A 23,955-nucleotide genomic window follows, 5' to 3' on the forward strand; every position below is an offset into this window, starting at 1 on the left:
AATAAAGACAGGCAGTTACGGTAGAGGAAAGGGACGCGGCCTTTCAAGGCGGGCCGCTGACGACACTTCACCAGAAGTGTAGGGAAATCCCGACAGGCTTGAGAGGAAAGAATGTAGGCCTCTGTAGGACTTTGCCTCAGAAGCGAATTAGCGGTAACTATTCAGTCGAGAACATGAGCGAGGGAGCGCACTCCCTCGTCCATTCAGGCGTGAGCCTGTACCGGTAAAGGCGCGGCCAGCAGACGCTCATCCAACAACCCCAGACCTTCCTGGAACAGCTGGTTGCTGCGTTCGGTATCGCCGAGTCGGGCCAGCAATCGAGCCAGTTCCGCACAGGCTTCCGGGTTGCGCTGCGTACGCAGGCTGCTTTCCAGATAGTCCCTCGCCTTGCCCCACAGACTGGCTTGCAGGCACAGTCGACCAAGTGTCAGCAGCAGGCTCGGGTCGGCGGGATGATCCTTGAGCCAGCCCTCGGCCGCTTGCAATTGACGCGTCGGATCACTGCCGCGCACCAGGCCATAGAGGCGCGCCAGGTGACTGTCGTACTTGCGCTTGAGGGCGTTGCGCAGCACCTCTTCCGCTTCGACCTGAGCGCCGAGCTGGCGCAGTTGCTCAGCGTACGCCAGGACCAGCGGAGGCTCCTGACGCTGCGACGAGGTCAGTTGCTGCCAGGCACGATTGAGCGACTGCAGACCCACCGCGCCATCTTCCTCGCGGTGCGCCGCCAGCGACAGGTTCTCACCCCAGGCACGACGCTCCAGCTCGGCCAGTTCGGCAGGAGGCAGGACCTTGTCCTTGCGCAGTTCGGGCAGCATGCGGATCACCGCCGACCAGTCACCACGCTGTTGATGCAGGCGCTGCAACTGACGCAGGGTCTGAACGTTATGCGGATGACGCTCGCGCATCGCCTGCAAGGTCACCAGCGCACCTTCGGTATCGCCACGGTCGGTTTGCAGTTGCGCATGACTCAAGGCGATCGCCAGCTCAGCCTGAGGCTGACGTTCGAGGGCGCGCTCCAGCAGACGATCACTTTCCTCGTAATTGCCTTGCTCGTTGGCGGCACGGGCGGCGCCAAGGTAATACAGCAACGGTTGACGCTCGGCCTCGGCAGCCCGGTAAAGATGGCGCTGGGCACTGGCCCAGCGACCTTCGGCCAGATCCAGTTGACCGTGCTCGATCGCCACTTGTACGCGTCGACTGCGGTTGCGGCGCGACCACGGATTGACTACGCCACCCGAAGTCAGCACCAGCTCGACCAGCGCCTTGATGCCCCAGATGAGCAGCCATAACACCGCCACCAGCGCCAGCGTTGCCCACAGACTCGACTCATAGCGGAAGCTTTTGTAGGCAACCAGCACGTAACCGGAATGCTCGGCGATCGCCAGACCTAGCGCCGCCGTCGCAGCAATCACCAGAAACACGATGACATACAGACGCTTCATGGCGTGGCCTCCTGCGCGGTGCTGGCAGCAGGTTTGGCGAAGGGTTTCACCGAGTCTTCAGCGTTGACGTTACGTCGCTCAAGATAGGCCTGCACAGCGCTGAGGGTGCCCGCCAGATCCGGGGTGACGACTGTGACCGGTTGCTTGCTCAGCTCCGCCACTTGCTCGAGCATGATTTTGCTCTGCGGATTGTCCGGGTTGAAATTGCCCTTGAGCACATCCCGCGCCTCAGCCAATGCCTGGGTGTACACCGGCGCCTGGCCGTTGAGGGCGGCCCATTGAGCCTGCTCGAGCGAAAGGCTCAAGGCCAGACGCACCTGGCTCAGGCTCTGACCGGCGAGCAGCGGCCGGACTTTTTTGTCCGCGTTGAAATCGATACGGATGTATCGCGAGATCTGATCCCACCACTGCGACCAGCGACTGGCACCGTCGCCATCGGCAGTCAGACCCAGCAGGGAATCACCGCGATCCTTGTACTCAGGTGCCAGCTCGGTGAGCTCGATGACCTGATCGCGCAACGCACCCAGTCTCAGAAACAGACCGGTACGATCAGGCTGCGCGGTGCTGCGCAGCGCCACCAGGGTTTTCGCCACTTGCTCGCGCGCGGCAAACGAACCCGGGTCGTTCTGCTCGCGCAGGATTTCATCGGCGCCCTGCACCAGCGCCTGAGCGCTGCTGATGTCCTGCAAGGCAGAAAGACGCAGACTGGCCAGACGCAACAAGTGCTCGGCCTCGGCCAGGCGCCAGTCCTTGCGGCTGGCACCGAGAACCGTTTCCAGACGTTGATTGAGGCGCTGCTGATCACCTTGAAGCTGCGTCACCAGACGCTGGCGGTCGGCGAGTTCGTCAGCGCCCGGCAACTGCCCGAGGCGCTCGGTCAGACGCTGGTCGTTGAGTTTCAGGGTCTGGGCCTGGTCACTCAACGCCTGTACCTGACTCAATTGCTCCTGAGTGTTGGCTTGCAGGTGTCGCACCTGCCAGACACCCCAGCCACCCACTGCGATACCGGCAGCGCCGAGCAGCAGCGCGACAATGGCCAATCCGTTGCCTCGGCGCGGTTCAGCGGCCGGTGGCGGTACTTCAACCGGTGCATCGATCACAGGTTGAACGTCATCTTTAGGCAAGGCTGTTTCGCTCACGTATCCATCCTTTGCATTAGAGAACGGGCACGGGATGCTCCCGTAACGCCGTCAGCAAGGCCGCGGCACTGGCGCCGCGACAATCCACAACTGTTCGGGCCCCGGCGGCACGTGCCTGCTCGGCGACCCTTGGGCTTGGAACAAACAACGGCATCTGCGCAAGCACTGGCCAAGTGTCGCCGGCCAATTGGCGCAGGTGCTCAAAACCCTGTCCACTGCTGACCACCAGCCCGTTCAGGCGTTCCGCCTCAATCCGTCGGGGCAGTTCCCGCGGCGGATAGTCCGGCAGGTCACGGCGGTACAGTTCCAGATACTCGACACTAGCACCAAGCGCGCGCAGGCGCTCGGCCAGCAGCTCGCGACCGCCCTCTCCGCGCAGGATCAACACCGGCGCGCCGGGCTGTGCGACGGCGTCGAGCAGACGCGGCAATTGCAGCAAGGCTTCGCTGTCATCACCCTCGTCCGGGCAGTGCGCATCCAGGCCCCGATCCCGAAGAATCTGCGCCGTCGCCGCGCCAACGCTGAACCAGGGCATGGCCGGCAGCGACGCCTCATCGGTATCAATCCATTGCACGGCGATACGCGCCGCCGGTTTGCTGACCACGATCACCGCGCTGTAGCGCGACAACCGGGCAAACGTCTGGCGAATTGTGTCAGAGACCGGCAGCGGCGCGATTTCCAAAAGCGGCAGGCAGCTGCTGAAAATCCCCTGTCCGGCCAGCACCTCGGCCAGCGCCTCGCAATCGTCAGCGGGGCGCGTCAGCAGCAGGCGCCAGGCCGTCACTCGTGACCTGCCTCGCCGTAGACAGCCTTGAGAATGTCGGCGGCACCCTGGCGGAGCAAATCTTCAGCGACTTGCACGCCCAGCGTTTCAGCGGCAGCGCGTGGCGCACGGGCTTCGGCGCTCAGCAGCTTGCCGCCGCTCGGCTCGCCGACCAGACCACGCAGCCACAACTGCTCGCCTTCAAGCACGGCGTAGCAGGCGATCGGCACCTGGCAGCCGCCATTCAAGTGTTTGTTGAGGGCACGTTCGGCGCTGACACGGTCAGCCGTATCGGCGTGATGCAAAGGCGCGAGCAAGGCATGGATTTCGGTATCGGCACTGCGGCATTCGATACCGACGGCGCCCTGGCCACCGGCCGGCAGACTGTCGTCGACGCTGATCGCCGAGGTGATGCGATCTTCGAAACCGAGACGGATCAGGCCGGCCGCCGCGAGAATGATCGCGTCGTACTCGCCGGCATCGAGTTTGGCCAGACGGGTATTGACGTTGCCACGCAGGAAACGGATTTCCAGGTCGGGACGGCGGGTCAGCAACTGCGCCTGGCGACGCAGGCTGGAGGTGCCCACGATGCTGCCGGCAGGCAATGCATCGAGGCTGGAATAGTTATTGGAGACAAAGGCGTCACGCGGGTCTTCGCGCTCGCAGATGCAGAACAGTCCGAGGCCTTCGGGGAAGTCCATCGGCACGTCTTTCATCGAATGGACGGCGATGTCGGCTTCGTTTTCCAGCAGCGCGGTTTCCAGTTCCTTGACGAACAGACCCTTGCCGCCGATTTTCGACAGGGGGGAATCGAGCAGCTTGTCGCCGCGACTGACCATGGGCACCAGTGTCACCAGCAGTCCCGGGTGGGCTGCTTCCAGACGGGCTTTGACGTATTCGGCCTGCCAGAGGGCCAGTGCACTTTTGCGGGTGGCGATGCGGATTTCGCGAGAGGACATGGATCAATCCGTACTGAATAGATACGGCGGATAATAACAGCTCAGCCAAATCCACTTTGACCTGAATCAGAAACGGCGTGGCCTCCCTGGCCGGCAATGCCTGGTGAAAAGAGTTGAGAGCCGCCCGACGCCTGCGGACTAAAGCCCTTGCATCATTTTGCGCACGCCCGCCACATGCCGGCGACTGACGATCAGCGCGTCACCGTTCAGCCCCTTGAGGAACAACTGGAAGTGGCCCAGCGGAGTGCGTTGCAGTCGCTCGATGCGGTCTCGAGCCACCAGCGCGTTGCGATGGATGCGCACGAAGCGCTCGCCAAATTCGTCTTCCAGGGCCTTGAGGGGCTCGTCCAGCAGGACTTCACCGGTTTCATGGCGCAAGGTCACGTATTTGTGGTCGGCAATGAAGTACACCACCTGATCCAGCGGGATCAGCTCGATGCCTTTGCGGGTTCTCGCGCTGATGTGGCTGCGCGGGCCGGTGCCGCTTTCGGCGGCGGGACGAGTCAGGGCCGAAAGCTGAGCCCGATTCGGACGTTCAGCCCTTTTCAGGGCTTCCTGCAGATGTTCGGTTCGCACGGGTTTCACCACATGGCCCACGGCACTGGCCTGCAGGGCCTCCAAGGCAAATTCATCGATACCGGAGCAAAACACCACGGCGGGCGGGGTTTCGCGTTCGCACAGGCGGGCAGCCACTTGCAGGCCATCGAGGCCTGGCATGCGGATATCGAGCAGCACGATATCCGGCTTGTGGCTGTCGATCAGTGCCAACGCCTCTTCGCCATTGGTGGCGCTGGGCTCCAGGACTGTGTAGCCCTCGAGCTCGCTCACCATTCGGGCGAGGCGCTCGCGGGCCAGTGGTTCGTCATCAACGATCAGGACATTCATATTGCGCTGGATTCCTGCGTGAGTCTCGCACAAGGATAGCGTAGACAAGTGGAGTGACGTCCGTCACCGCGATCCACGCTAAGACTAGCGCGAGCGCCAAAAAGTGCCGTACGTCGGCCGGCAATATTTGCCGACACCCGGGACGCACCACTCAAAGCTCGCTGCTGTCTGCGTTTTACGCAGGGTATGCCGATGGTCAATACACCCACCCCTCTCTTCTTATAGTCGGCGGCCAGACCTTTGCGCGATCCACAGTTGCGCCGACCCTTAGTCCTACTGTAGACGCTCGCCGGGCCGATATTGCTCAATCGGAAAATATCCTTGAGCAAATCCCCCGGAACCGGCGGCGACTATGAACCTCGACATGAGAAAAAAACGTATCGACCAGTGTCAGCGACAGGATTGGCAACCCTGTTATTATCCGCGCCAGCGTTTCACGCCTTCTTTCTTCAAGCCGATACGAGCGAATTCATGAGCACTGACAAGACCAATCAGTCCTGGGGCGGCCGCTTCAGTGAACCCGTCGACGCCTTCGTCGCCCGCTTCACCGCCTCCGTCACTTTCGACCAGCGCCTGTATCGCCACGACATCATGGGCTCGATCGCCCACGCCACCATGCTGGCCAAGGTCGGCGTGCTGACGGATGCCGAGCGCGACAGCATCATCGATGGCCTGAAGACCATCCAGGGTGAAATCGAGGCCGGCCAGTTCGACTGGCGCATCGACCTCGAAGACGTGCATATGAACATCGAGGCGCGCCTGACCGACCGCATCGGCGTGACCGGTAAAAAGCTGCACACCGGCCGCAGCCGCAACGACCAGGTCGCCACCGACATCCGCCTGTGGCTGCGCGACGAAATCGACCTGATCCTGGCCGAGATCACCCGCCTGCAAAAAGGCCTGCTGGAGCAAGCCGAGCGCGAAGCCGGCAGCATCATGCCGGGCTTCACTCACCTGCAGACCGCCCAGCCCGTGACCTTCGGGCACCACATGCTGGCTTGGTTCGAAATGCTCAGCCGCGACTACGAGCGCCTGGTCGACTGCCGCAAGCGCACCAACCGCATGCCGCTGGGCAGCGCCGCGCTGGCCGGCACCACCTACCCGATCGACCGCGAATACACCGCGCAACTGCTGGGCTTCGACGCTGTCGGCGGCAACTCGCTGGACAACGTGTCCGACCGTGACTTCGCCATCGAATTCTGCTCGGCCGCGAGCATCGCGATGATGCACTTGTCGCGCTTCTCCGAAGAGCTGGTGCTGTGGACCAGCGCGCAGTTCCAGTTCATCGATCTGCCGGACCGCTTCTGCACCGGCAGCTCGATCATGCCGCAAAAGAAAAACCCCGACGTGCCAGAGCTGGTACGTGGCAAGACCGGCCGTGTGTTCGGCGCCCTGATGGGCCTGCTGACCCTGATGAAAGGCCAGCCGCTGGCCTACAACAAGGACAACCAGGAAGACAAGGAGCCGCTGTTCGACGCCGCCGACACCCTGCGCGACTCGCTGCGTGCCTTTGCCGACATGATCCCGGCGATCAAACCGAAGCACGCGATCATGCGTGAAGCGGCGCTGCGCGGCTTCTCCACCGCCACCGATCTGGCCGACTATCTGGTTCGCCGTGGCCTACCGTTCCGTGACTGCCACGAGATCGTCGGCCATGCCGTGAAATACGGCGTCGACACCGGCAAGGATCTGGCGGAAATGAGCCTGGAAGAACTGCGTCAGTTCAGCGATCAGATCGAGCAGGACGTGTTTGCCGTGCTGACCCTGGAAGGCTCGGTGAATGCCCGTGACCACATCGGCGGCACTGCGCCGGCGCAGGTCAAGGCTGCCGTAGCTCGCGGTCAGGCGCTGATCGCCAGCCGCTAAAAGCATTGCGGGCAAGTCGAACTATCGACTTGCCCGCGAACTTGTTTCAGAACAAAACTTCTACTTTTTGGCCGCGATCATCGCCAAAAACGTCGGCATCGCCGCTTCCTTGTCCGCTGCGATCTTCTGCACATGCGGATTCTGTTCAAGTCGCTCCAGCAGCGCCTTGGCCTTCGGCATGTCCGCCAGCAAATCCAGACCGAACAGCTTGTGCCCCACCGCAGCCGCCAGCGGCACGCTGTAGAGGAAGTACAAATCCGCAATACTCAGGCTGTCGCCCGCCACATACGGGGCAAACTTGCCGTGACGGCCCAGCGCCGCAAACCCCAGCAGCAATTCAGCCTTGGTTTTCTCCTTGATCGCCTCCGGCAGCGCCGCGCCGAAAAACGCTTCGCCGTAACAGGCACGGGCCGGCAACTCGATGTACAGCTCGATTTCCTTGGCCACCGCCAGCACTTGAGCGCGCGCAAACGGATCGCTCGGCAGCAGCGAGACACCCTTCTGGGTGCTTTCGAGGTATTCGAGCATCACCATCGTTTCGTTGATGTAGCCACCTTCGGCGCCCAGCACCGGCACCTTGCCGCGCGGGCTGATGGCCAGAGACTCAGGCGTAGGCGTCGGGTAGAACGTGACTTCCTCGAACGGCAGGCCTTTTTCCAGCAGCGCCAGTTTGACCATGTTGTAGTAGTTGCTGACTGAGAATCCGTAGAGCTTGAACATCACATAGCCTCCAGGCCGTGCGGGGTGGGCAGTGCCTGTTTATAGATCGCTCCGGGGAATCCTGCCAGCAGCATCACGCCGCTGAATGCGGGTAAACTGGCGCCTTTCCTTGAGGAGCCTGCCATGAGCGAGCCGACAGACATCGATAACGACGAAGAAGAGTTCACCGAGAGCACTTTGATCGAAGCCATCGAAAACCAGATCGAAAGCGACAACCCGCCAGCGGCCAAGGCGACGTTCAACAAGCTGACGCTGGTCGGTTATGAGCGCGAAGACATCCTGAATCTGATGGCCCACGTGCTGGCTTACGAGATCGACGCCATGCTCGATGACGACCGCGCGTTCAATACCGAATGGTACGAAGCGGCCCTTCGTGCACTGCCCGAGTTGCCACCGGAAAAGGCTTAACCGGGCAACCCGATGTGGGAGCAGCTCTGCTCCCACACAATTTGTCACCCATCTCTGCGGCCTTCTCCCGGCCCCTGACTACACTGGAATCCACCCCCGAGACAAAAACCCCGACGCACACTGGACAGGTCGCGCCGGCAGGTTCACCTTAGGGGCGCTGTCGTCCAATTCCTAGAAAGTCTGGAGTCCTTATGTCGCTTACCCCTGAGTTGGTTGCCGAACTGGAAGTCCTCGCACTCTTCAACCTGGACAGTTCCCAGGAAGGCCTGAAAATTCATCAGACCGCTGCCCCGAAGCACATTGCTGCTGCCCAACGCCTCTTTGAAAAAGAACTGACAGACCAGCCTGATGGCGGTTACCTGACCAGCCTCGGTCGCGATGCCGCACAAAACGTGCAAACCGTACTGACGATTCTGAAAGAGCAACAAACCGCCTGATCCTCCCGACTTTGCCCACGGAAACCTCTGCCACGGGATTTCCGCGGGCCAGCCCGGCTGCAAGCCATCGCCGCGCGGTGGAAATCTGACGTCAAAAACAAATTCAGCTTAATGCTCGCGCTGCACAGGCGCTAAACTCCCCCGCATTCCGTGACCCTCTGCCTCCGAGCCCTGCGAGCCGGTTTGAGTCGACATGACCCGCACCCATGAAATCCGCCCCGACCTGGACGAGGGAATCGACCGCAAGGTACTCAGCCAGCTGCGCGCACGCTTTCTGAAACTCAACGAAGGTCGCCTGAGCCGGGCGCTGGAAGGCCTGTCGACGCGCCAGCAAAGCGTGCTGACCTTGCTGCCGCTGTTTTTCCACGTCAATCATCCGCTGTTGCCCGGCTATGTTTCGGGTAGCACACCGGCCGGGCTGTCGAATTACGAGCCGGACGCCGACGCCCTCACCGAAGCCCAGCGCCTGACGCGTTCGTTTTCCTATAAGCCGCGCCACGGCAGCAATCCGCCACGGCCGATTCATGGCCTGTTCCTGATGGGCAGCCTCGGCACCCTGGCCCAGGCCGACCAGAGCGACATGGACGTGTGGGTGTGCCACGCCCCCGACCTGAGCGACAGCGAACTCGCCGAGCTGCGTAAAAAGTGCCAGTTGCTCGAAGTCTGGGCCGCGAGCCAGGGCGCGGAGGCGCATTTCTTCCTGATCGACCCGACACGCTTCGTCAAAGGCGAGCGCGATACCCAGCTCAGTTCCGAGGATTGCGGCACCACCCAGCATTATCTGCTGCTGGACGAGTTCTACCGCACCGCGATCTGGCTGGCCGGGCGTACGCCGATCTGGTGGCTGGTGCCGGTCTACGAAGAACGGGCCTACGATCAGTACACCCACACGCTGCTGTCCAAACGCTTTATCCGCAACGATGAAACCCTCGACCTGGGGCCGCTGGCGCACATTCCACCGGGCGAATTCGTGGGCGCCGGGCTGTGGCAGCTGTTCAAGGGCATCGAATCGCCTTACAAGTCGGTGCTCAAGCTGCTGCTGATCGAGGTCTACGCCAGCGAGCACCCGCAGGTGCAGTGCCTGAGCCTGCGCTTCAAGCAGGCGGTGTTCGCCAACCGGCTGGACCTCGACGAGCTGGATCCGTACATGGTGGTTTACCGCCGGATCGAGGAATACCTCACCGCACGCAACGAACCGGAACGACTTGAACTGGTGCGTCGGGCGCTGTACCTCAAGGTCAACCGCAAGCTCACCGGTAACAGCCGCACCCAAAGCTGGCAGCGTTCGTTGCTGGAAAGGCTGGCCAGCGAATGGCACTGGGACCAGCGGCAACTGGCGCTGCTCGACAGCCGCAGCCAGTGGAAAGTCCGTCAGGTCAGCGCCGAGCGCCGGGCCCTGGTCAACGAGCTGAACTACAGCTACCGCTTTCTCACCCAGTTCGCCCGCACCGAGCAGACTGTCAGCCTGATCAACAAACGTGATCTCAACGTTCTCGGCCGACGCCTGTACGCCGCGTTCGAACGCAAGGCCGACAAGGTCGAGTTCATCAACCCCGGCATCGCCCCGGACCTGGCCGAAGACACCCTGACCCTGGTGCAGTCGCCGAACAAAAAGGAACCGGGCCAAACCCAGTGGGGCCTGTACAACGGCAGCCTGACGGCGCTGGAGTGGGAACACTTCGCACCGATCAAGCGCAGCCGCGAGTTGCTGGAACTGCTGACCTGGTGCCATCGCAACGGCGTAATCGACAGCAGCACACGACTGGCCCTGCATCCCGGCACCAGCGACCTGAGCGAGTTCGAGCTGTTCAACCTGCTCGGCAGCCTGCAACAGAGCATCGCCCTGCCCTTGCCCACCGTTGCCGAAGAACCGCTGCTGCACGCCAGCGTGCCGAGCGAAGTGCTGATACTGGTGAATGTCGGGGTCGACCCGCTCAAGCATCACCGCGACCTGAACATCCTGATGACCACCGAGCGCACGGACTCCCTGAGCTATGCCGGCGTGCGCGAAAACCTGGTGCTGACCCTCGATCAGGTCACGCTCAACAGCTGGAACGAAGTGCTGGTCAATCGCTTCGACGGCCCGCATGCGCTGCTCGACTGCCTGCGCGACTACCTCAACAACCTGCCGCGCGGGCCGCAGCAGCCATCGCTGCGGGTGCGCTGCTTCTGCCACAACCGTGCGCAATTCATCGCCCGCCGGGTGGAAGAGATCGTCGACACCGCTCAGAACCTGCTGCTCAGCGACCTGAATCACCGCTACCTGATTCAGGTGCAACAGCACTATCACGTACTGGAACTGGTGCCGGGCCAGGTCAGCCATGTTGCTCTCGCCACCCTGCCGGCGCTGCTCGATTACCTGGGCGAGGAGCAACCGCGCTACAGCCCGCTGCACCTGGACCCGATGGCGCTGGAAGACCACGACCTCGCGCTGATCCTGCCGATGGGCCAGCCCGAATGCATTCAGGTGTTCTACCGGATCACCGAACAAACGGCCGAGCTGTACGTGCTCGACGAATTCAATGCGCTGTGGCAACAACACTTGCCCTATCACGACGAGCAAAGCCTGTTGGTGCCGTTGCAACGGTTCCTGCAATCGATCCAGTTCCGTCGCGAAGCACTGCTGCCGATGGACTCGAACCACGCCTCCAGCCTTGAAATCTTGTATTACCAGTTATTGCCTTCAGGACCGGGACGCGCGCGACGCGTCGAAATGCGCCCGGCACCGCAGACCCCGGTCAACAAGCCGTTCTACGACGTGCAGGCGATCATCGGCAAAGCCGCACCGGGCGAAGTGCAGGTCACGTTGTATTGCAATCAGCGGGAATTCAGCGAGCTGGAACATGGCGACCAGTTGTTCAGCGTGGTCGCCCGGGAGATTGTCGGGCAGCGCCGGGAAACCGAGCGCTACCGCTGCTACATCACCGACCTCGATCTCTCGGGTGTGATCGGTGACGGGCAGAGTTCGAGCAATCTGTATCTGCGTTACAAGGCTGACCTGGAGCGCTCTCTGAACGAGGCGCTCGAGCAGGTCTGAGGCAGGGTTACTCCGGGAAGTCGCCGCCGTTGGCCGGCTGCGATTCGACTTCCAGCAGGGTCAGCTTCAGGGTCTTGCCGCCAGGTGCCGGCCAGTCGATGTGCTGGCCGACTTTCAGGCCCAGCAGCGCACTGCCGACCGGGGCCAGGATCGAGATTTTGCCTTCATCGGCGTTGGCGTGCTTCGGATAAACCAGAGTCAGGTGATAGTCCTTGCCACTGCCCTCTTCGCGACAATGCACACGGGAATTCATCGTCACGACATCGGCGGGCACTTCATCGTGGCCGACCAGCGTATCGGCGCGGTCCAGTTCGGTTTGCAGCGCGATCACGCCCGGCAGCGTGTCATCCAGGCTGTCGATCAGGCGCTCCAGACGTTGCACGTCCAGACGGGTAAGGGTGATGGAAGGTGCGGTCATGATCCGGGCAGACTCCTTTCTTCTGCACACAAAAAAAGCAAAACCCCGCCAAAAAAGACGGGGTTTTCACCAGGCCTCGATGGGTTGAGGCGTTTCCGGACACTATCACAGCTCAAAAAATATACAAGCTACGCTCCGGCGAGCTGTCGGCGTTGCATCGCCTGCGCGCAGATTACCCGGCGGCGCTCGTCATCGGCCGAGCGCCACTCGCGGATGTCTTCGACATGGCGCATGCAGCCGAGACAGACCTTCTGCTCATCCAGCCGACACACGCCGGTGCACGGCGAAGGCACGGCCGGGCTGACGTTGCTGTAGAGCGGCTTCGGCGGACGGGCGGGCGCGGTGTCAGTCACGAAATCACAGGCCTTCGAAATCGAATTCGGTACCGGCCTGCTGCTTGACGATGCGCTCGAGCATCTCGCCCAACTGCTCTTCGCTCTTGTCGCACATCCAGCGTTCGCTTTCTTCGTCGTAATCGAAGTGGAAACCACCGGAGACAGCGGCCAGCCACAGCTGACGCAGCGGTTCCTGACGACTGAAGATCAGCTGGGTGCCGTTCTCGAACTTGACGGTCAGCACACCGGCCGAGTTCTCCATGTCGATGTCCAGGTCGCTGTCGTCGAAGATGTCTTCCAGTTTTTCCTGGGTTTCATCGACCAGATCGTGGAAACGGGCTTCGGACAAACTCATTGCGGCAACCTCAAAAAATGTCTGATCAGGCTCAAGCGCCGCAAGATACGGTCGCTGCCAGCCGATTGCAAAGGATAACGACCAAGCGCCCTGCCCGGCGACGAAATATGCACCCGTCACGCGGGAAAAGTTTCTTCGCCGCAGCCCGAGCCCCGCCGGACGGGAGTTCCGTCGCATAGGCAAGCTGCCGGGTGGCCGGTATACTCCGGCGCAATTAACGCATATTCAAGGATTTCGCCATGAAGCGCCTGATCTCTTCCCTTGCTGCGCTCGTCGCGGTTGCCTGTCTCGTATCGGCCTGCGGTCAGAAAGGCCCGCTGTACCTGCCCGATGAAGATCAGGACCCGGCAGCACAAGCCCAGTCTTCGCAAAAGCAGCCTGCCTCCAAGGCACACAAGCACGACGTTTACTAAGGGATCGCCATGGACGCTTTTAACTACCGTGGCGGGGAGCTGTTCGCGGAAGGTGTGGCGCTGTCCGCCATCGCCGATCGCTTCGGCACACCGACCTACGTCTACTCCCGCGCCCACATCGAGGCCCAGTACCTGGCCTACGCCGATGCACTGGCCGGCATGCCGCACCTGGTGTGCTACGCGGTCAAGGCCAACTCCAACCTCGGCGTACTGAATGTCCTGGCCCGCATCGGCGCCGGTTTCGACATCGTTTCCCGTGGCGAGCTGGAACGCGTCCTGGCCGCCGGCGGCAGCCCTGACAAGATCGTGTTCTCCGGCGTCGGCAAGACCCGTGACGACATGCGTCGCGCGCTGGAAGTCGGCGTGCATTGCTTCAACGTCGAATCCACCGACGAGCTGGAGCGCCTGCAAGTGGTCGCCGCCGAGCTGGGCGTTGTCGCGCCGATCTCGCTGCGCGTGAACCCGGACGTCGATGCTGGCACCCACCCGTACATTTCCACCGGTCTCAAAGAGAACAAGTTCGGCATCGCCATCGCCGACGCCGAAGACGTGTACGTACGTGCCGCGCATCTGCCGAACCTGGAAGTGGTTGGCGTCGATTGCCACATCGGCTCGCAACTGACCACCCTGCCGCCGTTCCTCGATGCCCTCGATCGCTTGCTGGATCTGGTGGATCGTCTGGGCGATTGCGGCATCCACCTGCGCCACATCGATCTCGGTGGTGGCCTGGGTGTGCGTTATCGCGATGAAGAGCCGCCGCTGGCCGCCGACTACATCAAGGCTGTGCGCGAGCGTCTCGACGGTCGTGATCTGGCGCTGGTGTTCGAGCCGGGCCGTTTCATCGTCGCCAACGCCGGCGTGCTGCTGACTCAGGTCGAGTACCTCAAGCACACCGAGCACAAAGACTTCGCCATCGTCGATGCCGCCATGAACGACCTGATCCGCCCGGCCCTGTACCAGGCCTGGATGGACGTGACTGCGGTCAAACCGCGCGACACCGCCGCACGCCAGTACGACGTGGTCGGCCCGATCTGCGAAACCGGCGACTTCCTCGCCAAGGATCGCGAACTGGCGCTGGAAGAAGGCGACCTGCTGGCCGTGCATTCGGCCGGTGCCTACGGTTTTGTGATGAGCTCCAACTACAACACTCGCGGCCGTGCCGCCGAAGTGCTGGTAGATGGCGATCAGGTGTTTGAAGTGCGTCGCCGCGAGACCGTGGCCGAGCTGTTTGCCGGCGAAAGCCTGCTGCCGGAGTAACCCCATGCTGCTGCGTTTTACCAAGATGCACGGCCTGGGCAACGACTTCATGGTCCTCGACCTGGTCAGCCAGCACGCGCACATTCAGCCCAAGCACGCAAAAATGTGGGGCGACCGGCACACCGGCATCGGTTTCGACCAGTTGCTGATCGTCGAGGCGCCGAGCAATCCGGATGTGGATTTCCGTTACCGGATCTTCAACTCCGACGGCTCCGAAGTGGAACAGTGCGGCAACGGTGCGCGCTGCTTTGCACGCTTCGTGCTCGACAAGCGTCTGACCGCCAAGCGTCTGATTCGCGTCGAGACCAAGGGCGGCATCATCGAACTGGACGTGCGTAACGACGGCCAGATCGGCGTGAACATGGGCGCCCCGCGTCAGGTGCCGGCGGATATTCCGTTCCAGGCGACCGAGCAGGCCCTGAGCTATCAGGTCGACGTCGACGGTACATCGGTCGAACTGGCGGCAGTGTCGATGGGCAACCCCCACGCCGTGCTGCGCGTGCAGGACATCAATACCGCACCGGTGCATGAGCTGGGTCCGAAAATCGAACACCACCCGCGCTTTCCAGCTCGGGTCAACGTCGGCTTTATCCAGGTCATCGACCGTAATCGCGCACAACTGCGCGTCTGGGAACGTGGCGCCGGGGAAACCCAGGCCTGCGGCACCGGCGCCTGCGCTGCTGCTGTAGCTGCGATCAGCCAGGGGTGGATGGATTCGCCACTGCTGATCGACCTGCCGGGCGGGCGCTTGTCCATCGAATGGGCAGGCCCTGGCCAACCGGTGCTGATGACCGGTCCGGCAGTGCGTGTATACGAAGGACAAGTCCGTCTTTGAGTGAGCAGAAGCCATGACCGATAAGCCTCAGGTACCCGCCCGACAGTCCGGTGAAACAGCGTCCGAGAGCCTGGAGGCGGCAGCGGTTGCCGCGTACCTGGAGGCTCATCCGGATTTTTTCGTCGAACATGAAGAACTGCTGCCGTCCCTGCGCATCCCCCATCGTCGCGGTGACACCGTGTCGCTGGTCGAGCGCCAGATGTCCATCCTGCGCGACCGCAACATCGAGATGCGTCACCGCCTCTCGCACTTGATGGACGTCGCCCGGGACAACGATCGCCTGTTCGACAAGACCCGTCGCCTGATCCTCGCCCTGATGGACGCCGCCACCCTGGAAGACGTGGTGATCAGCGTCGAAGACAGTCTGCGCCAGGACTTCCAGGTGCCCTTCGTCAGCCTGATCCTGCTCGGCGACAACCCGGCTCCGGTCGGCCGCTGGGTGACCCACGCCGACGCGCAAACCGCCATCGGCGGCCTGCTCACCGAAGGCAAGAGCATCAGCGGCAGCCTGCGCGAACACGAGCTGGACTTCCTGTTCGGCGAAGAGCAGCGCAAGCAGATCGGCTCCACCGCCGTGGTCGCGGTCAGCCACCAGGGCATCCACGGGATTCTGGCCATCGCCAGCCGTGATCCGCAGCACTACAAGAGCTCGGTCGGCACGCTGTTCCTCAGCTACATCGCCGAAGTCATGGGCCGCGTGCTGCCACGGGTCAACAGCTCCCTGCGCTCGGTACGCTGACCATGGAACGACAACTGGACGCTTACTGCGAACACCTGCGCAGTGAGCGGCAGGTGTCGCCGCACACGCTGTCGGCCTACCGGCGCGATCTCGATAAAGTCCTCGGCTGGTGCAACAAACAGAACATCGGCAGCTGGCAGGCCCTGGACATCCAGCGCCTGCGCAGCCTGATCGCCCGCCTGCATGCCCAGGGCCAGTCCTCGCGCAGCCTGGCGCGCCTGCTGTCGGCGGTGCGCGGTCTCTATCACTATCTGAATCGCGAAGGTCTCTGCGATCACGATCCGGCCACCGGCCTGGCGCCGCCCAAAGGCGAACGTCGCCTGCCGAAAACCCTCGATACCGATCGCGCCCTGCAACTGCTTGAAGGTGCGGTCGAGGACGACTTTCTGGCCCGGCGCGATCAGGCGATTCTGGAATTGTTCTATTCGTCCGGCCTGCGCCTGTCGGAGCTGACCGGGCTCAATCTCGATCAACTCGACCTCGCCGACGGCATGGTTCAAGTGCTCGGCAAAGGCAGCAAGACGCGCCTGTTACCCGTGGGCAAAAAGGCCCGGGAAGCGCTGGAGCAATGGTTGCCGCTGCGGGCGCTGACCAACCCGGCGGATGATGCGGTGTTTGTCAGCCAGCAAGGCCGACGCCTCGGCCCGCGCGCAATTCAGGTGCGGGTCAAACTGGCCGGCGAGCGCGAACTGGGGCAGAACCTGCACCCGCACATGCTGCGGCACTCCTTTGCCAGCCATTTGCTGGAGTCCTCCCAAGACCTGCGCGCCGTGCAGGAACTGCTCGGCCACTCGGACATCAAGACCACCCAGATCTACACCCACCTGGACTTCCAGCACCTGGCGGCGGTCTACGACAGCGCCCATCCACGGGCCAAACGCATGAAAGGCGACGATTCATGAGCATCCAGTTGATCACCTTCGACCTCGACGACACCCTGTGGGACACCGCCCCGGTGATCGTCAGCGCCGAAGCGGTTTTGCGCGAATGGCTGAGCGAACATGCGCCGAATCTGGGCGCGGTGCCGGTGGAACACCTGTGGTCGATCCGCGAACGGGTGCTGGCCAGCGAGCCGGGACTCAAGCACCGCATCAGTGCGTTGCGTCGGCGGGTGCTGTTCCACGCCCTTGAAGAAGCCGGTTATGCCCACGGTGAAGCCTCGGCGCTGGCGGACAAGAGTTTCGAAGTGTTTCTGCATGCCCGGCATCAGATAGAGGTGTTCCCGGAAGTCGAGCCGATCCTGGAAACACTCGCCAAGCATTACGCCCTTGGCGTGGTCACCAACGGCAACGCCGATGTGCGTCGCCTCGGGCTGGCGGATTACTTCAAGTTTGCGCTGTGCGCCGAAGACATCGGCATCGCCAAGCCGGATGCGCGACTGTTCCATGAAGCTCTGCAACGCGGCGGCGTGAGCGCTGAAGCGGCGGTGCATATCGGCGATCACCCGGGAGATGACATCGCCGGGGCGCAGCAGGCCGGCTTGCGTGCCATCTGGTTCAACCCGGCAGGCAAGGTCTGGGAAGCGGAGCGTTTGCCGGATGCCGAAATTCGCAGCCTGACCGATCTACCGGCTGTTCTCGCCCGCTGGAACAGCCGCGGCTAGATTTCTTTCGCCCATGAAAAAGCCCGCAGCGACGGCGGGCTTTTTCAGCAAGCAAGCGGCACGCCTCAGATAGGGCGGCTGCCGTACTTGTTGTCCGGCTTCTTGGGCGGATCGGCGACCACATTAGCCTCCACTTCCTGCACCTTGCCGCCGCGCGCAAGGAACTCTTCCATGGCCTTGGCCAGGGCATCGCGCTCCTTGTTCTTGGCTTCGATGCTCGGCAACTCATCGACCGACACCGCAGCCTTGGCCTTGCCTTTGGCAGCCGGGGCCGGCGTATCGTCACCGCCATCGTCTTCAGCAACGTCTTCCGCTGCTGCTTCCAGACCGTCCTCGGCCTCGTCTTCGTCGCCTACTTCGAGGTCGTCGTTTTCCAGATCATCGTCGCTCATGTTCTACCTCATGACTTGCGAAAAGCAGATTAGTTATAGACCAGCTTTGGCGACTGTCGAAAGTCGCCGTAAAAAAATCGGTAACCATTGGTGACCAACGGTTTATGCCTCTTCACCGTGCAAGGTGGCGAGGACTTTACGGGCACCGCCATGATCGCGGTGCTCGCCCAGGTAAACGCCTTGCCAGGTGCCCAGTGCCAGCCGACCCGCCGAAACCGGCAGGCTGATCTGGCAGCCCAGCACGCTGGCCTTGAAGTGCGCCGGGAGGTCGTCCAGGCCTTCGTCGTTATGCTCATAGCCGTCTGTTCCTTGTGGGATCAGACGATTGAAAAATCGTTCGAAGTCGCGACGTACCGCCGGATCGGCGTTCTCGTTGATGGTCAACGACGCCGAGGTATGCTGCAGCCACAAATGCAACAGACCGACCCGGCATGCCTTGAGTTCAGGCAGTCCGGCGAGCAACTCTTCCGTTACCAGATGAAAGCCCCGGGGCCGTGCCCGCAGGGTTATCAGAGTCTGTTGCCACATACAGTTCTCCGCACGTTCGGGGCGCATTCTAGCGCGCTCTGAAAAAAAACAAAGGCCCTAATATTCCTTCAATGATGTAAGCCATTGGCCGTAGAAAAACACCCGTCGTAAACACGACCAAAGCAGTACGAAAAATCCTTACAGCCATCTCAAGGATGACAAATTCCGGACAAAAAAATGCCCGGCGAACCGGGCAAGTTTTTTTGAGGCGCGTACTTACAGGTTGTAGCCGCGCTCGTTGTGCTGTGCCAGGTCCAGGCCCACCGATTCTTCTTCCTCGGTAGCGCGCAGACCCATCACGGCATCCAGCACCTTGAGGATGATGAAGGTGACGATCGCGGTGTAGATCACCGTGAAGCCGACGCCTTTGCACTGAATCCAGACTTGTGCGGCGATGTCGGTGACGGTGCCGAAGCCACCCAGCGCTGGAGCGGCGAACACACCGGTCAGGATCGCGCCGAGGATACCGCCGATACCGTGCACGCCGAAGGCGTCCAGGGAATCGTCATAGCCGAGTTTGCGTTTCAGGGTGGTAGCGCAGAAGAAGCACACCACGCCGGCGGCCAGACCGATGATCAGCGAGCCCATCGGGCCCACGGTGCCGGCTGCCGGAGTGATTGCTACCAGACCAGCAACCACACCCGAAGCGATACCCAGTGCGCTAGGTTTGCCGTGGGTGATCCACTCGGCGAACATCCAGCCCAGTGCAGCGGCGGCGGTGGCGATCTGGGTGACCAGCATCGCCATGCCGGCAGTGCCGTTGGCGGCGGCGGCGGAACCGGCGTTGAAGCCGAACCAGCCAACCCACAGCATGGCGGCGCCCATCAGGGTGTAACCGAGGTTGTGCGGCGCCATCGGGGTGGTCGGGAAGCCTTTGCGCTTGCCCAGCACCAGGCACGCCACCAGACCGGCGATACCGGCGTTGATGTGCACCACGGTGCCGCCGGCGAAGTCGAGCACGCCCCAGTCACCCAGCAGCGAGCCCGGACCGCTCCAGACCATGTGCGCGATCGGCGCATACACCAGGGTGAACCAGACGCCCATGAACACCAGCATCGCGGAGAACTTCATACGCTCGGCGAAGGCACCGACGATCAGCGCCGGGGTGATGATGGCGAACGTCATCTGGTAAGTGACGAACACGGCTTCAGGGAACAGCGCCGCCGGGCCAGTAATGCTGGCAGGCGTGATGCCCGCGAGGAAGGCCTTGCCGAAGCTGCCGACGAAGGAGTTGAAGTTGACGACGTTGGCTTCCATCCCGGTGGTGTCGAACGCCATGCTGTAGCCATAAAGGAACCACAGGATGGTGACCAGGCCGGTAATGGCGAAGCACTGCATCATCACGGAAAGAATGTTTTTCGACCGAACCATGCCGCCGTAGAACAGCGCGAGGCCGGGAATGGTCATGAACAGCACGAGGGCCGTCGAGGTCAGCATCCAGGCGGTATCGCCGGAATTGAGGACTGGAGGCGCCACCGGATCTGCCGCCAAAGCCAGGCCGGGCATTACGATGGACAACAGGGCGCCTAGCCCTGCGAATTTACGCAGAGTCATATTGTTTTCTCCTGGGGCGTTGGGTTTGTGGCGGCGTTTAGATCGCGTCGGTATCGGTTTCGCCGGTACGGATGCGAATCGCCTGTTCCAGATTGACCACGAAGATCTTGCCGTCACCGATCTTGCCGGTGTTGGCAGCCTTGGTTATCGCCTCGATAACCCGATCCAGATCCTTGTCGTCGATGGCAACGTCGATTTTCACCTTGGGCAGAAAATCGACCACGTACTCCGCGCCGCGATACAGCTCGGTGTGACCCTTCTGCCGCCCGAAGCCTTTGACTTCAGTAACGGTAATGCCCTGCACGCCGATTTCGGACAGCGACTCGCGCACGTCGTCCAACTTGAACGGCTTGATGATGGCAGTGACTAGCTTCATGAAACTCTCTCCCGAATTGGTGGACTTGCCCCAGGAAAACAAACCCGACTCAAGTCTAAGCGCAGTGCCTGGCTTTGTAACGCATCGTCGGCCCTACCTGCCCGACTGACGCCAGCTAACCGCTGCTGACGAAACTCCCCGCTCCGCCTGCCGCACTGCATTCGTCACAGCGACTGCATCAGTGCATGGGTCACTACCGACTAAGCAGAAAGCTTGCCATCTCGCCAAAATCCCCTGATTTCAATCCCTTGGCCGCTGCCGAAGATGCCATCACCGAAATGGCACACGGGATACGCACAACAACGGTGCGCAGCCGTTCGTCCTTTTGCGCGAAAAGCGTGCATCCCGGCCAACGCAAATGACTATAGACACTGCGTGATACACTGCCGGCCATTGTTTCCAGGACATATCCCATGCTCGCGCCCAAAGACTTCCTCGACGCCCTGAGCGGCACCGCCTCCCGCCTGTTCAGCGGCGACACGCCATTGCCAAAAGCCGAAATCGAAAGCCAGTTCAAGATGCTGCTGCAAAGTGCCTTCAGCAAACTGGACCTGGTGAGCCGGGAAGAGTTTGATAGTCAGATGGTGGTGCTGGCGCGGACTCGCGCTCGGCTTGAGAGCCTTGAGGCGAAGGTGGCTGAGCTGGAAGCGAAGCTGACGCCACCTTCAGAAACCGAATAAAAAGAACCCCACGTCATTCAACGTGGGGTTCTTTCTTTTGTAGCGATCAGGCACAGCGAGCAAGTCGCTCAACTTGATCTCTAATTGATGCCCCCCGTTCAATCTCGGCCTTGCGCAGATCGTAAGTCGATTGCAGGTTGAGCCAAAACTCAGGGGTGGTATCCAGGCATATGGAAAGCCGGAGCGCCATATCCGCGCTGACACCTCGGCGCTGCAGGACGATGTCATTCACCGTTGGCGTGGAGACACTCAAAGCTCTGGCCAATGCAGCAGCTGTCAGGTTCAGAGGCTCCAGGTATTCCTCCTTGAGGATCTCGCCTGGATGAACCGGGCGCATACCATTCTTAGTCATACTCACCTCAGTGATAATCGACGATTTCGACATCCTCGGGTCCATTGAGGCCCCAAACGAAGCAGATTCGCCATTGGGCGTTGATTCGAATGCTGTACTGCCCTTTTCGATCCCCCTCCAGAGCCTCGAGTCGATTACCCGGAGGAGATCGTAAATCAGCGAGTACAGCTGCCGCATCAAGCATCGTCAGCTTACGTTCCGCGACACTCAATATGGCTGACCAGAAACGGGTTTTACCGCTGCAGAACAGGTATTCGGTTTCAGAACACTTAAAGCTAACGATCACAATTTAAAGCTTAACGTTATGCATTAATCTTGAGTTTATTCGTGGAATCCTTGAAAGCAAATGGCCCATTGAGGTTTCACAATGGTCTCTCAATATTTTAGGAAACGGACTACTCAGCCCATCTAAGCCCCACAAAAAACTTCAGCATTTCCTACAGGAAAACCCGGCACATCTGCTTGCAATGCTGGAGAGGGCTTCCTCAGTTCTGCCCCGCAACATCCAGTGAAAGTTTGCCCAAGCAACCATCCCTCCAACACCGTCCTCCCCGACTACCCTTCAAAAACCCGCAGGAAGCGGCCCCCGATTCAACTCAAGGAATGACCATGTCCCTCGCCATCGTCCATAGCCGCGCCCAGATTGGCGTGGATGCTCCCGCCGTCACCGTCGAAGTCCACCTGGCCAATGGTCTGCCCTCGTTGACCATGGTTGGCCTGCCCGAAGCAGCAGTGAAGGAGAGCAAGGATCGGGTGCGCAGTGCGATCATCAATTCCGGGCTGCAGTTTCCGGCGCGGCGGATCACGCTGAATCTGGCCCCGGCGGATCTGCCCAAGGATGGCGGGCGGTTCGATCTGGCGATTGCGCTGGGGATTCTGTCGGCGAGTGTGCAAGTGCCGACGCTGACGCTGAATGACGTGGAATGCCTGGGTGAACTGGCGTTGTCCGGCGCGGTGCGGGCGGTGCGCGGGGTATTGCCGGCGGCACTGGCGGCGCGCAAGGCCGGGCGGACGCTGATGGTTCCGCGGGCGAATGCCGAGGAAGCATGCCTGGCATCAGGACTGAAGGTGATCGCGGTGGATCATCTGCTGGAGGCGGTGGCGCATTTCAATGGGCATACGCCGATCGAACCTTATGTTTCGGACGGGTTGATCCATGCCACCAGACCCTATCCCGACCTGAATGAAGTTCAGGGTCAACTGGCCGCCAAGCGGGCGCTGCTGATAGCGGCGGCGGGTGCGCATAACCTGCTGCTCAGCGGGCCACCGGGAACGGGCAAGACGTTGCTGGCCAGTCGATTGCCGGGGTTGCTTCCGCCTCTGGCCGAGAGTGAGGCGCTGGAAGTGGCAGCGATTCAGTCGGTCGCCAGTGGCGCCCCGCTCACCCATTGGCCGCAACGGCCCTTTCGCCAACCTCACCATTCGGCCTCCGGGCCGGCACTGGTCGGTGGCAGCTCAAAACCTCAGCCCGGCGAAATCACCCTCGCCCACCACGGCGTGCTGTTTCTCGACGAACTGCCGGAGTTTGATCGCAAGGTGCTGGAGGTTCTGCGCGAACCCCTGGAGTCCGGGCATATCGTCATCGCGCGCGCAAAGGATCGCGTGCGCTTCCCCGCACGTTTTCAACTGGTCGCGGCGATGAACCCGTGCCCCTGTGGATATCTTGGCGAGCCAACGGGGCGTTGCTCGTGCACCCCGGACATGGTGCAGCGTTATCGCAACAAACTGTCGGGGCCGTTGCTCGACCGGATCGACCTGCACCTGACCGTTGCACGGGAAGCCACTGCATTGAACCCGGCAATCAAACCCGGCGAGGACAGCGCCAGTGCAGCGATTCAGGTCGCCGAAGCCCGGGAGCGACAGCAAAAGCGTCAAGGCTGCGCCAATGCATTTCTGGATCTGCCGGGGTTGCGCAGACACTGCAAGTTATCCACAACCGATGAACACTGGTTGGAGTCTGCATGCGAACGGCTGACACTTTCACTGCGTTCGGCGCATCGGTTGCTCAAGGTTGCACGGACACTGGCCGATATAGAGAAGGTTGATGCCATCTCCCGCGAACATCTGGCCGAAGCGCTTCAGTATCGCCCAGCGACGCAATGACGGTATGGACAGGCTGTTTGCAAGTGGTCTGTGCCGGCTGAAAATAAAGTCCGCGCACGCTGATAGCCATTAGCCAAGATGTGATATAACGACGGCGCTCTTCATCAGGCACCAGAGCCTTTAGTTAAAAGCTCAAACTTTAAAGCAATATAAAATGGAGGCGGCACATCATGGAAAAGATCTCTTCAGCCCACCGGGCGCAATATACTTGATCAATTAAAATCGTCATGAGACGGCAGACTTAAAACAACTGCCGATGACAGATTTCAATGGCGAACGCGCCAAGACAATATCAATCAATTAATTGTCCACGCGCACCTAGCTGATCCAACTTTGTTTTGCCACGGCAAATTTTATAA

At 61.4% G+C, this 23,955-nt stretch carries 27 protein-coding genes; 12 read left to right on the plus strand and 15 right to left on the minus strand.

Annotated elements, in window-relative coordinates:
* Positions 1 to 203: 203 nt before the first annotated feature.
* The 5 genes from AC1RME_RS01905 to AC1RME_RS01925 form a co-directional block, all read right to left on the minus strand.
* A complete protein-coding gene (locus tag AC1RME_RS01905) occupies positions 204 to 1,442 on the minus strand; it encodes a heme biosynthesis protein HemY (protein ID WP_192559274.1) in 1,239 nt (412 codons plus the stop codon).
* The gene (locus tag AC1RME_RS01910) at positions 1,439 to 2,581 is read right to left on the minus strand and encodes a uroporphyrinogen-III C-methyltransferase (protein ID WP_096817355.1); all 1,143 of its coding nucleotides are present in this window, start codon (positions 2,579 to 2,581) and stop codon (positions 1,439 to 1,441) included. The genes AC1RME_RS01905 and AC1RME_RS01910 overlap by 4 nt, the downstream gene beginning before the upstream one ends.
* Before the next feature lie 16 nt (positions 2,582 to 2,597).
* Positions 2,598 to 3,365 carry a uroporphyrinogen-III synthase gene (locus AC1RME_RS01915; protein ID WP_096817353.1) on the minus strand — a complete coding sequence of 256 codons (768 nt, stop codon included), beginning with the start codon at positions 3,363 to 3,365 and terminating at the stop codon, positions 2,598 to 2,600.
* On the minus strand, positions 3,362 to 4,303 hold the full coding sequence (gene hemC / locus AC1RME_RS01920; protein ID WP_096817351.1) for a hydroxymethylbilane synthase: 942 nt from the start codon (positions 4,301 to 4,303) through the stop codon (positions 3,362 to 3,364). Before hemC ends, AC1RME_RS01915 begins: the two co-directional genes overlap by 4 nt.
* 138 nt (positions 4,304 to 4,441) lie before the next feature.
* Complete coding sequence (locus AC1RME_RS01925) at positions 4,442 to 5,188, minus strand: LytR/AlgR family response regulator transcription factor (protein WP_096817349.1); 747 nt, start codon at positions 5,186 to 5,188, stop codon at positions 4,442 to 4,444.
* A gap of 471 nt (positions 5,189 to 5,659) precedes the next feature.
* Between AC1RME_RS01925 and argH the strand changes: the two genes are divergently transcribed.
* Complete coding sequence (argH, locus tag AC1RME_RS01930; protein WP_493070226.1) at positions 5,660 to 7,054, plus strand: argininosuccinate lyase; 1,395 nt, start codon at positions 5,660 to 5,662, stop codon at positions 7,052 to 7,054.
* Between the two features lie 60 nt (positions 7,055 to 7,114).
* Here the strand turns inward: argH and AC1RME_RS01935 are convergent, their stop codons facing one another.
* Positions 7,115 to 7,774 carry a glutathione S-transferase family protein gene (locus tag AC1RME_RS01935; protein ID WP_096817345.1) on the minus strand — a complete coding sequence of 220 codons (660 nt, stop codon included), beginning with the start codon at positions 7,772 to 7,774 and terminating at the stop codon, positions 7,115 to 7,117.
* A 123-nt stretch (positions 7,775 to 7,897) separates the two neighbouring features.
* On the opposite strand from AC1RME_RS01935, the gene AC1RME_RS01940 reads away from it, so the two are divergent.
* From AC1RME_RS01940 to AC1RME_RS01950, 3 genes are all read left to right on the plus strand, one after another.
* Positions 7,898 to 8,182, plus strand: coding sequence for a hypothetical protein (locus AC1RME_RS01940; RefSeq protein WP_102620727.1), 285 nt, complete (start codon positions 7,898 to 7,900; stop codon positions 8,180 to 8,182).
* 191 nt (positions 8,183 to 8,373) lie between these two features.
* Positions 8,374 to 8,619 (plus strand): TIGR02647 family protein, encoded by a 246-nt coding sequence (locus AC1RME_RS01945; RefSeq protein WP_007951883.1) that lies wholly within the window; start codon positions 8,374 to 8,376, stop codon positions 8,617 to 8,619.
* 193 nt (positions 8,620 to 8,812) lie between these two features.
* On the plus strand, positions 8,813 to 11,656 hold the full coding sequence (locus tag AC1RME_RS01950; RefSeq protein WP_493090334.1) for a class I adenylate cyclase: 2,844 nt from the start codon (positions 8,813 to 8,815) through the stop codon (positions 11,654 to 11,656).
* Positions 11,657 to 11,663: 7 nt separating this feature from the next.
* On the opposite strand, the gene rnk is transcribed toward AC1RME_RS01950, so the two are convergent.
* From rnk to cyaY, 3 genes are all read right to left on the minus strand, one after another.
* Positions 11,664 to 12,074 (minus strand): nucleoside diphosphate kinase regulator, encoded by a 411-nt coding sequence (gene rnk, locus AC1RME_RS01955; protein ID WP_065258140.1) that lies wholly within the window; start codon positions 12,072 to 12,074, stop codon positions 11,664 to 11,666.
* A gap of 128 nt (positions 12,075 to 12,202) precedes the next feature.
* Complete coding sequence (locus tag AC1RME_RS01960) at positions 12,203 to 12,427, minus strand: DUF1289 domain-containing protein (RefSeq protein WP_096817341.1); 225 nt, start codon at positions 12,425 to 12,427, stop codon at positions 12,203 to 12,205.
* Positions 12,428 to 12,431: 4 nt separating this feature from the next.
* A complete protein-coding gene (gene cyaY / locus AC1RME_RS01965) occupies positions 12,432 to 12,764 on the minus strand; it encodes an iron donor protein CyaY (protein WP_007951887.1) in 333 nt (110 codons plus the stop codon).
* Positions 12,765 to 13,003: 239 nt separating this feature from the next.
* On the opposite strand from cyaY, the gene lptM reads away from it, so the two are divergent.
* From lptM to AC1RME_RS01995, 6 genes are read left to right on the plus strand one after another with little or no spacing between them, the layout of a single operon-like run.
* Positions 13,004 to 13,177 carry an LPS translocon maturation chaperone LptM gene (gene lptM, locus AC1RME_RS01970; protein ID WP_085731736.1) on the plus strand — a complete coding sequence of 58 codons (174 nt, stop codon included), beginning with the start codon at positions 13,004 to 13,006 and terminating at the stop codon, positions 13,175 to 13,177.
* A 9-nt stretch (positions 13,178 to 13,186) separates the two neighbouring features.
* Positions 13,187 to 14,434: a diaminopimelate decarboxylase gene (gene lysA / locus AC1RME_RS01975; RefSeq protein ID WP_096817340.1), complete on the plus strand. Its 1,248-nt coding sequence runs from the start codon at positions 13,187 to 13,189 to the stop codon at positions 14,432 to 14,434.
* 4 nt (positions 14,435 to 14,438) lie between these two features.
* Positions 14,439 to 15,269, plus strand: coding sequence for a diaminopimelate epimerase (gene dapF / locus AC1RME_RS01980; protein ID WP_096817338.1), 831 nt, complete (start codon positions 14,439 to 14,441; stop codon positions 15,267 to 15,269).
* A gap of 13 nt (positions 15,270 to 15,282) precedes the next feature.
* Entirely contained in the window at positions 15,283 to 16,008 is a 726-nt protein-coding gene (locus AC1RME_RS01985) for a DUF484 family protein (protein WP_096817337.1), read from the plus strand.
* 2 nt (positions 16,009 to 16,010) lie between these two features.
* Entirely contained in the window at positions 16,011 to 16,910 is a 900-nt protein-coding gene (xerC, locus tag AC1RME_RS01990; protein WP_007951897.1) for a tyrosine recombinase XerC, read from the plus strand.
* Positions 16,907 to 17,611 carry an HAD family hydrolase gene (locus AC1RME_RS01995; RefSeq protein ID WP_096817335.1) on the plus strand — a complete coding sequence of 235 codons (705 nt, stop codon included), beginning with the start codon at positions 16,907 to 16,909 and terminating at the stop codon, positions 17,609 to 17,611. The genes xerC and AC1RME_RS01995 overlap by 4 nt, the downstream gene beginning before the upstream one ends.
* Positions 17,612 to 17,676: 65 nt before the next feature.
* Here the strand turns inward: AC1RME_RS01995 and sutA are convergent, their stop codons facing one another.
* The 4 genes from sutA to glnK all read right to left on the minus strand — a co-directional run bounded on the left by sutA (position 17,677) and on the right by glnK (position 20,461).
* A complete protein-coding gene (sutA, locus tag AC1RME_RS02000) occupies positions 17,677 to 18,003 on the minus strand; it encodes a dormancy-specific transcriptional regulator SutA (RefSeq protein ID WP_007951900.1) in 327 nt (108 codons plus the stop codon).
* A gap of 102 nt (positions 18,004 to 18,105) precedes the next feature.
* Positions 18,106 to 18,531: a secondary thiamine-phosphate synthase enzyme YjbQ gene (locus tag AC1RME_RS02005; protein WP_085731425.1), complete on the minus strand. Its 426-nt coding sequence runs from the start codon at positions 18,529 to 18,531 to the stop codon at positions 18,106 to 18,108.
* 216 nt (positions 18,532 to 18,747) lie between these two features.
* A complete protein-coding gene (locus tag AC1RME_RS02010; protein ID WP_096817333.1) occupies positions 18,748 to 20,085 on the minus strand; it encodes an ammonium transporter in 1,338 nt (445 codons plus the stop codon).
* A 37-nt stretch (positions 20,086 to 20,122) separates the two neighbouring features.
* Complete coding sequence (glnK, locus tag AC1RME_RS02015) at positions 20,123 to 20,461, minus strand: P-II family nitrogen regulator (protein WP_002555808.1); 339 nt, start codon at positions 20,459 to 20,461, stop codon at positions 20,123 to 20,125.
* Positions 20,462 to 20,874: 413 nt separating this feature from the next.
* Between glnK and AC1RME_RS02020 the strand changes: the two genes are divergently transcribed.
* On the plus strand, positions 20,875 to 21,141 hold the full coding sequence (locus AC1RME_RS02020) for an accessory factor UbiK family protein (RefSeq protein ID WP_096817331.1): 267 nt from the start codon (positions 20,875 to 20,877) through the stop codon (positions 21,139 to 21,141).
* Positions 21,142 to 21,187: 46 nt separating this feature from the next.
* Here the strand turns inward: AC1RME_RS02020 and AC1RME_RS02025 are convergent, their stop codons facing one another.
* Together AC1RME_RS02025 and AC1RME_RS02030 are read right to left on the minus strand one after the other, a co-directional pair.
* The gene (locus AC1RME_RS02025) at positions 21,188 to 21,493 is read right to left on the minus strand and encodes a HigA family addiction module antitoxin (RefSeq protein ID WP_096817330.1); all 306 of its coding nucleotides are present in this window, start codon (positions 21,491 to 21,493) and stop codon (positions 21,188 to 21,190) included.
* Between the two features lie 7 nt (positions 21,494 to 21,500).
* A complete protein-coding gene (locus AC1RME_RS02030; RefSeq protein WP_096817328.1) occupies positions 21,501 to 21,779 on the minus strand; it encodes a type II toxin-antitoxin system RelE/ParE family toxin in 279 nt (92 codons plus the stop codon).
* 323 nt (positions 21,780 to 22,102) lie between these two features.
* Between AC1RME_RS02030 and AC1RME_RS02035 the strand changes: the two genes are divergently transcribed.
* Positions 22,103 to 23,596: a YifB family Mg chelatase-like AAA ATPase gene (locus tag AC1RME_RS02035; RefSeq protein ID WP_493070230.1), complete on the plus strand. Its 1,494-nt coding sequence runs from the start codon at positions 22,103 to 22,105 to the stop codon at positions 23,594 to 23,596.
* Positions 23,597 to 23,955: the final 359 nt, after the last annotated feature.

The organism is Pseudomonas sp. GW822-FHT03F08, from assembly GCF_058801265.1.